This is a genomic window from Mesorhizobium denitrificans (assembly GCF_003403035.1).
In the GTDB taxonomy this organism is placed as follows: Bacteria; Pseudomonadota; Alphaproteobacteria; order Rhizobiales; family Rhizobiaceae; genus Mesorhizobium_G; species Mesorhizobium_G denitrificans.
The window spans coordinates 1-11264 of record NZ_QURN01000019.1; the positions used below are offsets into that span (position 1 = coordinate 1).

25 protein-coding genes are annotated in these 11264 nt (G+C 57.4%); 22 read left to right on the forward strand and 3 right to left on the reverse strand.

Annotated features, from left to right (window positions below; translation table 11 throughout):
- The first annotated feature begins 600 nt into the window (after positions 1–600).
- The 7 genes from DY251_RS19155 to DY251_RS19180 all read left to right on the forward strand — a co-directional run bounded on the left by DY251_RS19155 (position 601) and on the right by DY251_RS19180 (position 4412).
- The gene (locus DY251_RS19155; RefSeq protein ID WP_116625593.1) at positions 601–885 is read left to right on the forward strand and encodes a hypothetical protein; all 285 of its coding nucleotides are present in this window, start codon (positions 601–603) and stop codon (positions 883–885) included.
- 33 nt (positions 886–918) lie between these two features.
- On the forward strand, positions 919–1188 hold the full coding sequence (locus DY251_RS21355) for a hypothetical protein (RefSeq protein WP_147307467.1): 270 nt from the start codon (positions 919–921) through the stop codon (positions 1186–1188).
- Between the two features lie 16 nt (positions 1189–1204).
- On the forward strand, positions 1205–1429 hold the full coding sequence (locus DY251_RS19160) for a hypothetical protein (protein ID WP_116625520.1): 225 nt from the start codon (positions 1205–1207) through the stop codon (positions 1427–1429).
- 3 nt (positions 1430–1432) lie between these two features.
- Complete coding sequence (locus DY251_RS19165) at positions 1433–2041, forward strand: hypothetical protein (RefSeq protein WP_147307468.1); 609 nt, start codon at positions 1433–1435, stop codon at positions 2039–2041.
- Between the two features lie 77 nt (positions 2042–2118).
- A complete protein-coding gene (locus tag DY251_RS19170; RefSeq protein ID WP_116625522.1) occupies positions 2119–2391 on the forward strand; it encodes a hypothetical protein in 273 nt (90 codons plus the stop codon).
- Positions 2392–2428: 37 nt separating this feature from the next.
- Positions 2429–3928: a protelomerase family protein gene (locus DY251_RS19175; protein ID WP_116625523.1), complete on the forward strand. Its 1500-nt coding sequence runs from the start codon at positions 2429–2431 to the stop codon at positions 3926–3928.
- Positions 3891–4412 carry a phage prohead protein gene (locus tag DY251_RS19180; protein ID WP_245416045.1) on the forward strand — a complete coding sequence of 174 codons (522 nt, stop codon included), beginning with the start codon at positions 3891–3893 and terminating at the stop codon, positions 4410–4412. The genes DY251_RS19175 and DY251_RS19180 overlap by 38 nt, the downstream gene beginning before the upstream one ends.
- A gap of 127 nt (positions 4413–4539) precedes the next feature.
- Here DY251_RS19180 and DY251_RS19185 read toward each other — a convergent pair whose 3' ends face one another.
- Together DY251_RS19185 and DY251_RS19190 are read right to left on the reverse strand one after the other, a co-directional pair.
- A complete protein-coding gene (locus DY251_RS19185) occupies positions 4540–4773 on the reverse strand; it encodes a hypothetical protein (protein ID WP_147307469.1) in 234 nt (77 codons plus the stop codon).
- 34 nt (positions 4774–4807) lie between these two features.
- Entirely contained in the window at positions 4808–5038 is a 231-nt protein-coding gene (locus DY251_RS19190; protein ID WP_116625525.1) for a hypothetical protein, read from the reverse strand.
- A 121-nt stretch (positions 5039–5159) separates the two neighbouring features.
- On the opposite strand from DY251_RS19190, the gene DY251_RS19195 reads away from it, so the two are divergent.
- Genes DY251_RS19195 through DY251_RS19215 form a run of 5 tightly spaced genes read left to right on the forward strand, consistent with a single transcriptional unit; the run spans position 5160 to position 6509 of the window.
- Complete coding sequence (locus tag DY251_RS19195; RefSeq protein WP_116625526.1) at positions 5160–5354, forward strand: hypothetical protein; 195 nt, start codon at positions 5160–5162, stop codon at positions 5352–5354.
- 29 nt (positions 5355–5383) lie between these two features.
- Positions 5384–5584: a hypothetical protein gene (locus tag DY251_RS19200; protein WP_147307470.1), complete on the forward strand. Its 201-nt coding sequence runs from the start codon at positions 5384–5386 to the stop codon at positions 5582–5584.
- Positions 5585–5589: 5 nt separating this feature from the next.
- The gene (locus DY251_RS19205; RefSeq protein ID WP_199498883.1) at positions 5590–5841 is read left to right on the forward strand and encodes a hypothetical protein; all 252 of its coding nucleotides are present in this window, start codon (positions 5590–5592) and stop codon (positions 5839–5841) included.
- A 26-nt stretch (positions 5842–5867) separates the two neighbouring features.
- Positions 5868–6206, forward strand: coding sequence for a hypothetical protein (locus DY251_RS19210; RefSeq protein ID WP_116625528.1), 339 nt, complete (start codon positions 5868–5870; stop codon positions 6204–6206).
- 18 nt (positions 6207–6224) lie between these two features.
- Positions 6225–6509 carry a hypothetical protein gene (locus DY251_RS19215; protein ID WP_116625529.1) on the forward strand — a complete coding sequence of 95 codons (285 nt, stop codon included), beginning with the start codon at positions 6225–6227 and terminating at the stop codon, positions 6507–6509.
- Positions 6510–6553: 44 nt separating this feature from the next.
- On the opposite strand, the gene DY251_RS19220 is transcribed toward DY251_RS19215, so the two are convergent.
- On the reverse strand, positions 6554–6853 hold the full coding sequence (locus DY251_RS19220) for a hypothetical protein (RefSeq protein WP_147307471.1): 300 nt from the start codon (positions 6851–6853) through the stop codon (positions 6554–6556).
- Positions 6854–6910: 57 nt separating this feature from the next.
- Here DY251_RS19220 and DY251_RS19225 point away from each other — a divergent pair, with 57 nt between their 5' ends.
- The 10 genes from DY251_RS19225 (at position 6911) to DY251_RS19270 (ending at position 11253) form a co-directional block, all read left to right on the forward strand.
- Positions 6911–7114, forward strand: a complete 204-nt coding sequence (locus tag DY251_RS19225; protein ID WP_116625531.1) for a hypothetical protein — start codon at positions 6911–6913, stop codon at positions 7112–7114.
- Between the two features lie 188 nt (positions 7115–7302).
- A complete protein-coding gene (locus DY251_RS19230; RefSeq protein ID WP_116625532.1) occupies positions 7303–8370 on the forward strand; it encodes a hypothetical protein in 1068 nt (355 codons plus the stop codon).
- Positions 8371–8462: 92 nt separating this feature from the next.
- Positions 8463–8762 carry a hypothetical protein gene (locus DY251_RS19235; RefSeq protein WP_116625533.1) on the forward strand — a complete coding sequence of 100 codons (300 nt, stop codon included), beginning with the start codon at positions 8463–8465 and terminating at the stop codon, positions 8760–8762.
- Between the two features lie 251 nt (positions 8763–9013).
- The gene (locus DY251_RS21510) at positions 9014–9187 is read left to right on the forward strand and encodes a hypothetical protein (protein WP_158553283.1); all 174 of its coding nucleotides are present in this window, start codon (positions 9014–9016) and stop codon (positions 9185–9187) included.
- A gap of 21 nt (positions 9188–9208) precedes the next feature.
- Positions 9209–9442: a hypothetical protein gene (locus DY251_RS19245; RefSeq protein ID WP_116625535.1), complete on the forward strand. Its 234-nt coding sequence runs from the start codon at positions 9209–9211 to the stop codon at positions 9440–9442.
- A 137-nt stretch (positions 9443–9579) separates the two neighbouring features.
- Positions 9580–9891 (forward strand): hypothetical protein, encoded by a 312-nt coding sequence (locus DY251_RS19250; protein ID WP_147307472.1) that lies wholly within the window; start codon positions 9580–9582, stop codon positions 9889–9891.
- 21 nt (positions 9892–9912) lie between these two features.
- Entirely contained in the window at positions 9913–10146 is a 234-nt protein-coding gene (locus DY251_RS19255) for a hypothetical protein (RefSeq protein ID WP_116625537.1), read from the forward strand.
- Between the two features lie 16 nt (positions 10147–10162).
- Positions 10163–10696, forward strand: a complete 534-nt coding sequence (locus DY251_RS19260; RefSeq protein WP_116625538.1) for a DUF262 domain-containing protein — start codon at positions 10163–10165, stop codon at positions 10694–10696.
- Between the two features lie 13 nt (positions 10697–10709).
- Positions 10710–10961, forward strand: coding sequence for a hypothetical protein (locus tag DY251_RS19265; RefSeq protein WP_147307473.1), 252 nt, complete (start codon positions 10710–10712; stop codon positions 10959–10961).
- Between the two features lie 88 nt (positions 10962–11049).
- Complete coding sequence (locus DY251_RS19270) at positions 11050–11253, forward strand: hypothetical protein (RefSeq protein WP_116625540.1); 204 nt, start codon at positions 11050–11052, stop codon at positions 11251–11253.
- Positions 11254–11264 lie beyond the last annotated feature (11 nt).

The window sequence follows — 11264 nt, forward strand, 5'->3', positions numbered from 1 at the left end:
AGCAACAGTGGGGCAGGGCTTGACTTTTATATATAAACACACCGGTGTGTTTATATATAAAAGTCAAGCCCTGCCCCACTGTTGCTGATTTACCACACTCATTTTTATTCTACTGTCAAGCTATTTTTTATTATTCTCACTATTTTTTTATTTAAATATAGTTCTGTGCCTCATTTTTATACTTTGCTTTTATTATAGTATTACTTCGGCGCTCCGTGCTTGGTTTCTTAGCGCCCTTATCACTTTTTATTGCATATTTTTTACAAAATTCCTTCTCTTGTTTTTATTTTAATGTTGACTGCTGCGCTCATCCCGTGTACTTTTATAAATACAATTCTCCGTTTCGCAAAAAAAGGTGCCCCCTCAAAATGACCGTCCGATCCGCATGGAGCATGTCTTGCCCTCACTGCCATTCCGACAGCTCCCTCGATGTCGCCGCGACTATATGGGTCCGGCTCTTCCCCGATGGCACCGACGCTGACGAAGCTCAGCACCCCGGCCATGAGTGGGATTCCAATAGCTCTTGTAAGTGCGCCGCCTGCGGCTGGTCCGGCTCCGTCGCTGACGCTCAGCGCGCTTGCCAATAAAGGAGACCGGACGATGAGCTACGTTGTTGCATTCTATGAGATCGACCGAGCCTATGGCGGCCCCGAAGAGGGCGGCTGGTGGTACGACTGCGGCCAGCTCGTCCGAGTTGCGTGGGTCTGTAAGTCGGAAGACCGGGCCTATCAGAAGGCCCGCCGCGCCAATGCGCTTCTCGATCACCTGCAACGCTCACTGCGGCCTGTCAGCTCCGTCGCTTATGCTGGCGGGCGCTATGCCGCCATCGTTCACCAAGGCACTGCGCCACGCGCCTACCCGGAGACGCGGCCTCATTACGAGTGAGGCCGCTCTGAACGCTTGTAGGAGCACATAATCATGACGAACGAACCTAAACTCTCAGCCCGCGCACGGCAGGCTCTCGAAATTCTGTCAAATGGCGGACAAATCCAGCATCGTTTGGAGCGCAATAGCTACACAGGTCGCGAGCAGTTTGCGACAAGATTTTGCACATCTTCTCGCTGGAACAGCGCCGTGAAAGGACTTGGCTTTGCCACTCGCGTTGAACTGGAAAACGCCGGCTTTCGTTTCAAGCCCGATCATCGCAGCTCAGTCTGCACAACCTATACCCTCGACCACAACACTTGATGAAATGGAGGCCTCCATGTCGGCAACCGAAATCCGCAAAACCCTCGACGCGCTCAGAAGCGCGCCGGCCGATCAACTGCCCGTCCTCGTCAAGGCAAACGACCAGATTCGTATGCTAGGGCATGCTGGCGATCATATTCAGGCTCAGGCTCTTGCTCACGCGGCGAGGATCGCCCACGGGCGCACCAGCCTCGCCCATCTCACAGGCGACGAGCGCCGTTTCTATCTCGTGAGGCCCTGATCCATGAAGCAGCAGAACGCTTTCCCGCTCCCCGACAGAATGAAACATCTGCCCCGCGATCCGCGCGGTTTCCCTATTCCGGTGATCGTCACACGCGACAAGTCTGGTCGCCCGCATTTCACGATGAACGACGAGGCGATGCGCCAGCGGATCATCCGCGAGGATCGTTGCGCTATCTGCGGCTCGAAGCTGTTGCGCGGGCGCTGGTCGGTGGGCGGCCCGTTGAGCGCGCTCCATCCATATGGCCGATATAACGACACTCCGCTCCACTACGAATGCGCGAGCTACGCATTGCGGGTTTGTCCCTATCTGGCAATGCCCTCCTACTCCAAAAGGCTCGACACCAAGACAGCCGTCAATGCCGAGTTCAACGGCACTCTCATTGCAATCGATCCAACCATTCTCGATGCTCGCCCGGAGCTGTTCGTCGCTGTCATGCACATCGGCCAGACTTACTCGCCCGGTCCTGTTGGCCTCGGATATGTGATCCCCAAACGCCCCTATCGCCAAATCGAATACTGGCAACAGGGTGAACGGCTTGATCCCGTCGCCGGCAAAGCTATCGCTGATCGCATTCTTGCGGATTTCCTTCGAGAGAATCCCCTGCCATAATTTTTATAAAGGCATTTGCGTTTGTTTTTATTTTAGTATAGAGTGTTTTTATTAATTCAGGCTTCCGAGGTGTTCTTATGATTCGCGATATCAGTCAGGAAATCGAGCAGCATCTTGAAGCCCGTCTCTCGCGCCGGATGAAGGCCGAGGAACGGCATCTTACCCGGCTGGAACGGCGAGAAGCCGAGGCCGAAAAGCTGATCGGCGAACTATGCCGCAACGGCCAGACCATCCATTACATCAACGTGCGGAACGTCAAAGGCGAATTTACCGGAAAAACCCGTGAGTTTCCCGGCCCGCTGGGCTTCGGTGAAGCCGTTCACTTCCTGATCCGCAACAACTACGTCTGACGCCACCCACTGGCGCAGGCCTCGAAAGGACGCCGCCATGAGCAATGAAGCCGCCACCGAAAGCGCTACTGCCCCAAAGCGGATGGGCCGGCCCTCTGTCGTGGCCGATGCCATCCCGCTGTTCGTTGAAGCCGTTCGAGCCGTCGAAGAGGGATATGAAGAACTGTGGAGGAAGGAATGGGACGAGCGGATTGCCGGCAAAGCGATCTCGACTCGTGCCGCCTATGTCTCAAAATACAGGACCGCGATCAAAGACGCACTCGGTAGCCTGCATCCCTCGCTATTGCACATCAAGATTCTGGATCGCACAGAGAGCGAAGAACAGCGCCGAACCTACACGTCCCGCTCAAATGCTGGCCGGCCCGGCACGCGCCGGGAGGCCATCGAAACCTTCGTTCGTCATGCGAAGCTGTTGAACGATGCCCGGCACTCGGCCGTCAAAAGCGGCGGGAAAACCGAACGGCAAGCTGATGCGATCTACAAGCGCGCGATCTCGAAGCTTTGGGACGCTGAGATTGGAGAGTGGCGCGGGAACATCGAACCGAGCACGATCCTCTCCACCACGACCCGCTATCGAAATGCGCTGCGTGAAGCCTCCATCGCGGATGACCTCACACTTTCGCTGATCACCGCGCCGGAAGACGTGCAGAAGGCCGTCACGACAGCCTATCGCGAATCCGTGATCGAGCAGCACAACGAGCTGATCGCCGTTCCGCACTGGTTCGAGCTGGTGGAGGCTGCAAAGGCGGCCCTGCCGAAGACAGACGCGAGCTGGTCCACGCTCCAGCAGGAGGCGCAGAAAGTCGCCGAGGCCGCCACGCGGGCCGATCTTGTCCGATATGGCGCTGCACTTGGACTTCTCACCGGACGACGCCCCTATGAGATTTTCTGCCAAGGCTCCGTCGCCCCTGCACCCCTCGTCTTGGAAGGTGTTGCCGGGCGCGGCTACGAGAGCTGGCGGGTGATCTTCTCGGGGCAGGCCAAGACACGAGGCCGCGATGGAACGCAGTTCGATCAGCCTTTCCCGATCTCGACCCTGACACATGCGAAGGACATCGTGTTCGCTTGGACCGTTCTTCGGCTGAGTGCAGAGGGGCAGGTTTGGCGCAAGATGACCAATCAGGAGTTCGCGAGCGATCTCCTGCGCGTGCCGAACCCAAATGCCATCTATCCTGCTATCCGAGAGGAACTGTTCGGCCAGTTCTGGCCGAAGCCTTCTCTAAACGACAGCAAAAACGCCATGGAAGGAAAACGGCTTACCGCCAATAATGTGCGCTCGCTCTATGCTGAGATAGCAGACAATTTCTTCCGCCCGAAATCCAAATCGAAGGCGGCCTTCATCGCGGATGTCCTCGGGCACACGGAAAAAGACATCGAGACGGCATCCGCTTACATGAAATACTACCTGCCCGACCAGAAGTCGGCAGGCCCCGGCAAACGGGTGAAAGGCCGTCTCTCTCACAAGATCGCCGAGCAGCTCGACGCGAAGGGCCTGCCTCATGAGCGGCCTGATCACGAGATCGCCGAAGAGGCGTGATCCGGTGTCTTTCCATGGCTTTTATAGCCGCCCTCTCTTTGTAAGCAGGCCGCTTCTCGATCATGATGGTCTTGATGCGTGGGTAAAGGCAAACGGCTTTCTGGAGCCTCTTCCGGCGCGCACTTTTCATGTGACCGTCGCTCTCAGCCGGATACCAATCCGGCAAGAGCTTCCAGAGCGCGATTCCAACGATCTTATCGTCATAGCAGGGCAGCGACGACGCGTCGTCTGCTTTGGCGGTGTTTTTGCCTTAACTTTCGGGTGCGCGGCGCTCAATCGCCGCCATGCAGAATTTCGCCGGGTTGGGGCGAGCTGGGATCATCCAAGTTACCAGCCCCATATCTCTTTTGCCATTGATGACGGCCGAGACTTGTCCAGCCTCACACCGTATCGCGGCCGCCTCCATTTTGGGCCTGAATCTTACAAAGAACCGTTTGCTGATAACGTTTCTCTTGCTACGCAAAGAAAATTTATGTACAAATAGCTCATTCGATTGTGTCCTAGGCACGTTAGATCGATAGGGAGATCGGCCCTACACGACCCTTCTAGGGTGGAAATTGCCTCTGGCACGGTAAATCCGATCACTTAAACGCTCCGCTTTGCGGGGCGTTTTATTTTGAACTGACCTCCCGTTCCTCCAACGCATCCGACAGCCGCGCTCGATCATACGCGCCCCACAGATAGATCGGCCCGACGCCAAACGACATGACCGCTAGCCCTGCCAGCGCTCCCGCTAGCCCGCCTGATTTTGCCCCAGCGAGCACTCCGAAGCCGATCAGCCACAGCAAACAATAGGTGCCGGGATGATTGCCTACATGTGGCAGAGTCCTCGTCCCTCGCAGCATGTCTCGTATTATCCGCATAACCCCAAGGCCTTTCCTAAATGCCGAACGGCGCGCGCAAATCTGTACCCGGATCGTGCGCCTTTTCTTGCCGCTCCTTCGCCCGCGCCAGCGTCGTCTCGCCGTGGTTGGCTATAGCCTGCGCCAGCTCTGTCGAAGCGTTATCGTGCTCATAGGAGCGCAGGGCGTGAACGGCCGCCTCTAGCGCCTTTTCCAGCCCGGCAATCGTTTCATCCTTGTAGGCGATCAAATCAGATGTCGCACTCATAATCCCATGTCCTTCACTGCAAAAGCCAAAATGCCATAACTTTTGTGTTTGACACTTTCGCCGATATTGTGCGATAAGTCAATTCAGGTTGATTTCCGGTTGCGATCCGCAGGAGACCAGTATGGCAAAGCAGAAGAAGCAGTACACGGTTGTCGAAAACGCTGGCTATGAACGTGAATGCGATGTGCGGTCCTTCGGCAGCTTTTCGGACGCGATCAAGTGGCGCGATAGCTACTATCTCGATGATGAGGTCGAGAGCCTGCATGTCCAGATCGCCGCCGATCTTCCCGATGGCTCGCGCACCTACGAATACTGAAATCCAGAGAATGCTTGGAGGCCGACAACATGACCGAAAAAGAACTGCTCGAATGGCTCGGCAAAGAAGACAGCTCTGCATATGGGGAGTGCCATGGCGAACAGCTCGACGCCCTGATCGCGAAGGGCTGGGCCGAAGTCGGCCCCACGCCTTCCGGTCGATCTCGAATGTACGCCCGTGTCTGGCTTACCGAAGCCGGCTTAGCCGCACTCGAAACTAACGCCGGATGATGACGATGCAGCAATATGAATTTCATGCCTACAGCGGTGCCGGCGACGGCTCGATTTCGAGTTCGCCTGACATCACCTACGCTCGGCTCTCCAGTGACAGTGCTGCCCGTGCCAAAGCCGGGCGGCTGGCACGCCGTATCGACGGTCCCGTCGATATCGCCATCGCCGGGGCAGCGGACTGGAATGACCGGTACGTCACCACCGCAAGCCCAAGTGAATACCACTCGACCGGCTATCGGTTTGAACGACTGGCCTGATCCCAATAGCCACCCGGAGGATACCTATGAACCAGCGTATTACCGAAGATGAAATGCGGTCCCGCTTTGAGCGCGGTTCGCACTCCTACAAGGGCTATGAAATCAAGGCAAAGCGCGACTATGCGGACGTGCTGGCCTATGATCGCGGCTTCTATCTTCGCGATGGATTTGTTGTCACCAAGGGCATTGTGAACGTGATGCCCGGCGCGGTGTGGTTCAACAATTTAGATGCCGCCCGCAATGCAATCGACATACTGGACGCCGTAGGCGAAGCCGACTTCTGGCCTGCTTACGAGCGGGTGAAGACGGCAATGGAAGATGCCCGACAGCAGGCCCTCGCCTCTCTTACCAACAGTTGCCATTGATACTTGGAGGATCAGAGCATGCCTGCTTCCGTGACCGTCGCCAAGATCATCGCCGAGGCGCTGGCCGTTCCTACGCGGAATGACAAGGCCCTTTTCAGCGCAGTGCGCGCCCTTGGCCTTACGATCAGCAAGCGGGATGGCGAGTATCGCATCTCTCGCCCGAACCTGTCGCGCGAGCGCGCCGAGGCAATCGCCTACTACACCGATGACAGGGATGATGCGTGGGGCACCGCCGAAGAAATCGCACGGGATGCCGGCACGCTTGATGGCGTAGGGCCTACGCCGAGAACCAACGCTAGTTGAGGCCGCCTATGTCTCGTTGCCAAGTCTGCGGTCGCCGCACTCCCCTAAGCAAGAAAGAATTGATCGCTCACCACCACGTTCGCGGCGATCTCTGCGCAGGTGCGGGCTTCCCACCGATAGAGGTATCCGACGCGCGCCTTGCCGAGGTCGCTGAGTGCGCCCGGCAGGAAGCCTCCCGCATTTCCGATAAGCTTTTGTCGCTCTACGAGCGTCGGGCAAACCGGATTGATCCAGCCCTCGTCACCAGCGCGGCCGCAACGGCGACACACGCCGACAAGCTGGCTCGGCGGTTGGAACGACATCGCGCTTGGCCGATGCGATTTGCCCGCCAGATGCAATCCCAAGGCTGGGGCGATCCACCGCCAGCATACCTCCTGTCCAATTAATACCGGAGACATTCGATGCTCATCGAAGAGATCACCCCGAAGAAAACTTACATCGGAGGAAAGAACGACGAACGTCGAACCGTTGTAAGCTGGGGTTCATCAGAAACTTATGTCGTTTGGGGTCGAACTTCCGAACGTCTTCCACTCGGCGGCTTCGTCAACACCCGCTGCACGAGCCGCGCCAGTTTTGCCAAATGGGCGAAGGCAGAGTCGAATTAACCCCGGAGGCCCGATAGACCCATGATTTTGCGCCTGCTGACCATTGCCGTGATCGGGATAACTGTAGCGGCCTGTCAATCAAGCAAGAATACCACGAGCGCACAGCCTTCCGGTCCCATGTGCAGCCAAAATGAATTTGTCCTCACCAAGTCGGGGAAAATCAAATGTAAGCAGTTAGGAGCCGCTGGATGAATAGCAACCAGATCACCGTCGACAGCGGCGACGAGGGCATCGTGGCGCTCAACTATTGCGCCCATGCCATCGAGGACTTGAAGCGCCTGCTCGCGGGCACCCAACCCGTCTTCGTTCAATCCAAACGGGCCATCGGCGCGGTGATCGAACTGTTGCAGCACTCGGTCAAATTTATCCTCCCGAATTGCGGCGAACTGCTCGATGTCGATTCTTTTTCGCAAGCACATCTCGACCTTCTTCGGCTTCCCTACCCGGTCACAGCATTCGAGATTCCGTGGAAGACGGATCGCCCCATCGACATCCTTGGTGGCATCAAGCAGGTGACAGCATCCCGCCGTATCGCCTTATGCTGGGAGCCGGATGCCACCCCTGCGGCGCTGCGCGATGCCGGCCTCAACACGATCCTCGAACGGTTCCCGCAGGGAGGCGCTTTCGTCCTGCCCGTGTCGTGGATAGATGAGCATTCGATATGGACGATAGGCTTGGGCGGATCGTTCGTCCCATATGACAACACCTTCACCCCGATGGACGAGACGACGCGAGCTAATGGCATCTCACATCGATCATATGATGCTTTGAAAGAGGCGGGGCTGGTCGGCAAGAAGGTCCAGAAATTCGATAGCGAGCCGTTCATCATCCAACCGGAGCAATTCGAGAGCATGTTCCGGCACAACATCGACGAAGGCTTTTTTTCAATCTCAAGCGACTCTCGCGACGAAGCCCTTGCGCTGCTACAGGCCTGCGCCGTTCTGAATTGCGAGAACGTCGAAACGGCCGAGATCGCGGCAAGCGCCAAGCTGAACAAGGCCCGGCTCGCCAAAGGCAAGCAACCATTCTTCTCCTACAAGGTACTTGCACTTTCGCCCGACCGACCGGGCGCTCGGCATGGAGACGCCGGATTGGCTAACGGCACCCACGCCTCGCCCCGCATGCACCTTCGTCGCGGGCATATCCGTAGGCTTGAGCACAAGACGATTTGGGTGCGGGCCGCCGTAGTGGGTGCGGCATCCAGCGGCGTTGCCAAAAAGGACTATGTGGTTCGCCCAGCGCGACCGACAAATTAGCCGGTCAATTTGTTGCCATTTCTTTTGTGTTTGACAAAACAACATGGTCTATGTCATAGATCAAGCCAGATCAAACTCACCCGGAGGCAGCAATGAACAAGACCGACATCCGCAGCAGCGTAATGTGCGATGGTCTCCGCGCTCGCATCAAGCGCGAGGTCTTCGCCGCTGCCGTCACCCCGCGCAGTCCCGAGCGCGATGCTTCATTGGACTATTGGCACGCCCGCCAGCGCAATATGGACCGAATCTATTACCGGCACCGCCTTTACGAGAACCGCCATCCGACCCGCGCGGAACGCGCATATAGTCGAGAACTGGCGGCGGCCGGCTCATGGATCGGCTCTTCCGAACAACTCGCCGAGGCGCGTCAGATGGGCCTTACGGCCCTCTGACCATTCCAATTTCGCGGAGGGCCTGATGCGCTTCAATCTGTCCATCAACTACCCGGAGACACCACCCGGAAAACGCCGAGTGAGGCGAAACATATATGGGAACACGGTCGGGTATGTCGCCGGGCGTCGGTTTTGGGAGTTTGGCACGGACCACAAGTCCGCAGAGTTTTGGGAACAGGGCGCATCGCTCGATGACGCCCACACTAAATGCTGGGTCCAGCCCAGCGAAACCAAATAACCCGGAGGTTCATATGGCGACCAAGGAAGACAAGGACCGCAAGCATCGGAAAGCCGAGGCTGTAGCCGCCAAGATCAAAGAGGTCGCACCACACGCCGATATGATCATCGGCATGCTGGATGAAACCAAGCTCGACATGATCCTGCTCGCCTTCGGCGTCGGCTCCGTGACTGTCGAATCCAACTAACGCTGACACCGGAGACGTTCTGTGCCCAAAGTCGTCATTAAGTATCGTCGCACCAAGACCATTGTCGAGGAAGGCATTGTCGAAATCGAGGTTGATAGCGAGGTCGAAAAGACACTGCGCGAAGGCAAGAACATGGAGGCGTGGGCCACGTTTACGATGGTCCAACAGGTTCCCGCATGGACTCCGGCCCCGATCCAGAAACCCACTCAAATCGATTTCACTGCGACAATCGACGGTCAACCCGTGAATGGCTGATCGACATTCGGCCAACACCAACAGCGCATCGTGACAGGTGCGCTTTTTTCGTTTTTTCAAGTTGTCATTACTTTAGTGTTTGACATTTTGTTGTGTTCCATGCCATAAGTGCAAGCATGTCGAATGCACTGGAGACAATGATGCACACCGTTCCTCAAACCATCTTGGCACAGCTCGGCGGCAATCGATTTACTGCGATGACCGGGGCTTACTCGTTCGCTGGCAGCGCCGACACGCTCAGCTTTCGCATCCCACAGAGCAACAAAGGGCGCTTCGGCGGCGTGCGCATCACTCTCACGCCAGCCGATCTCTACGATGTTCATTTTGTCCGGCTCACGCGGGACGAAACCGGCTTTCTCGCCACAGAGACGATCACCCACGAAGGGATTTTCGCCGATGGCCTCTCGGAGATCATCACCGAGGAAACTGGCCTCGCGACCACGCTCTAGCTCAAAATGACGGAGGCTCCCATGCACCACCTCGACCTTTTGCGCACTGTTCATCTGCCTGTTTCGCCGGACGGTCGCCTGATCAAAAACTCCTTCGGAGTCGTGATCGCGGAAACGACAGACATCACCACTGCCATCGCGCTTGCGGAACTGATCAATCTCGGCCGTGCGCCGGCCGAAGAATTGAACCGCCAGCACGAGGCACGAGAGGCGGGTGCCAGCGCCATGTTCGCTCGCTCCCTCAAGACTGCCTGACAATTGGAGCACGCCCATGTCATTCACCATCGCTGAAAATCGACGGATGCCGAACAAGGTCGAGCTTGGTCAACCGCGAGCCTCAACGATGGGCGCGCCGATGATGCAGCTCTCCTCTTGGCAACGCGAACCGCCGCCATCGGCCGACCGCTATGTCATGGGGTTTCGCCTGCCCGCTTGGCAGCGGGGGCTTGTCTGGACGAAGCGACAGAAAATTTCATTCATCGAGAGCGCGTGGCGCGGCGTGCCCCTTGGCACTTATTCCTTCAACCGCGCCCCGCTCGGTTCGCCGCTCGATGATCTCCTGATCGACGGGCAGCAACGCATGAACGCCATCGAATGCTACCTCCGCGACGAGTTCGCCGTGTTCGGCTGGCGTTGGTCAGAGGTCACGGAAGTCGATCAGCGTGTATGGGAGATGGCGATCTTGTTCGAGTCCTACGTCACAGCGACCGAAGACGAGGACTATCTGCGCAGCTACTACGATCTGCTGAATTTCGGCGGCACGCCCCACCGTAAGAGTGAGCGGGCATCCAATGGCCCAAACTAGCCCGGAGGCGATCATGCCCGAGAATTTTCCCGGTATCGAACAGGACTGCCAAGACGTGATCCGGCGCTGTAACGCACTGATCCTCGCGGCGAGAGCCTGCAAGGCCCAAGTCGCAATGGGAAGCCGCGAAGGCATAAGAACGCAGGTTCAGGCGATGGACAAGCAGGCCGAGGAACTGGCCGAGCTGTGCCAAACCCTTAATGACACCACCGACCACCTAGTCAATGCCGAGCCGGCCGACCCCGGAAGGGTATCATGCGGTTGACCGACATGCAGAAGCGCTATGTCTGGCTCGCAGGCTCGTATCCAGCGCTCCTACTGATGCAAGGGCGCGGCTACCGCCCCCCCGAACTATGTACCGGGTCGATGAAGAAGCGGGCGAGCTGACGATCTTCGGCTACAGCAACCCGTGCTACTTTCTCGAAGGGCGCGGCATCGTTCGTAAGGGGCAGGCCCCGCATTCCTATATCTTGACCGAAGATGGAGAGCGGCTGTTCCAGCAGCTCTTGGTGTCAGGCGCAGGAGGGGCGATCAATCGCCAGATCAGACAGGTCTAAAGCTCAGCCAG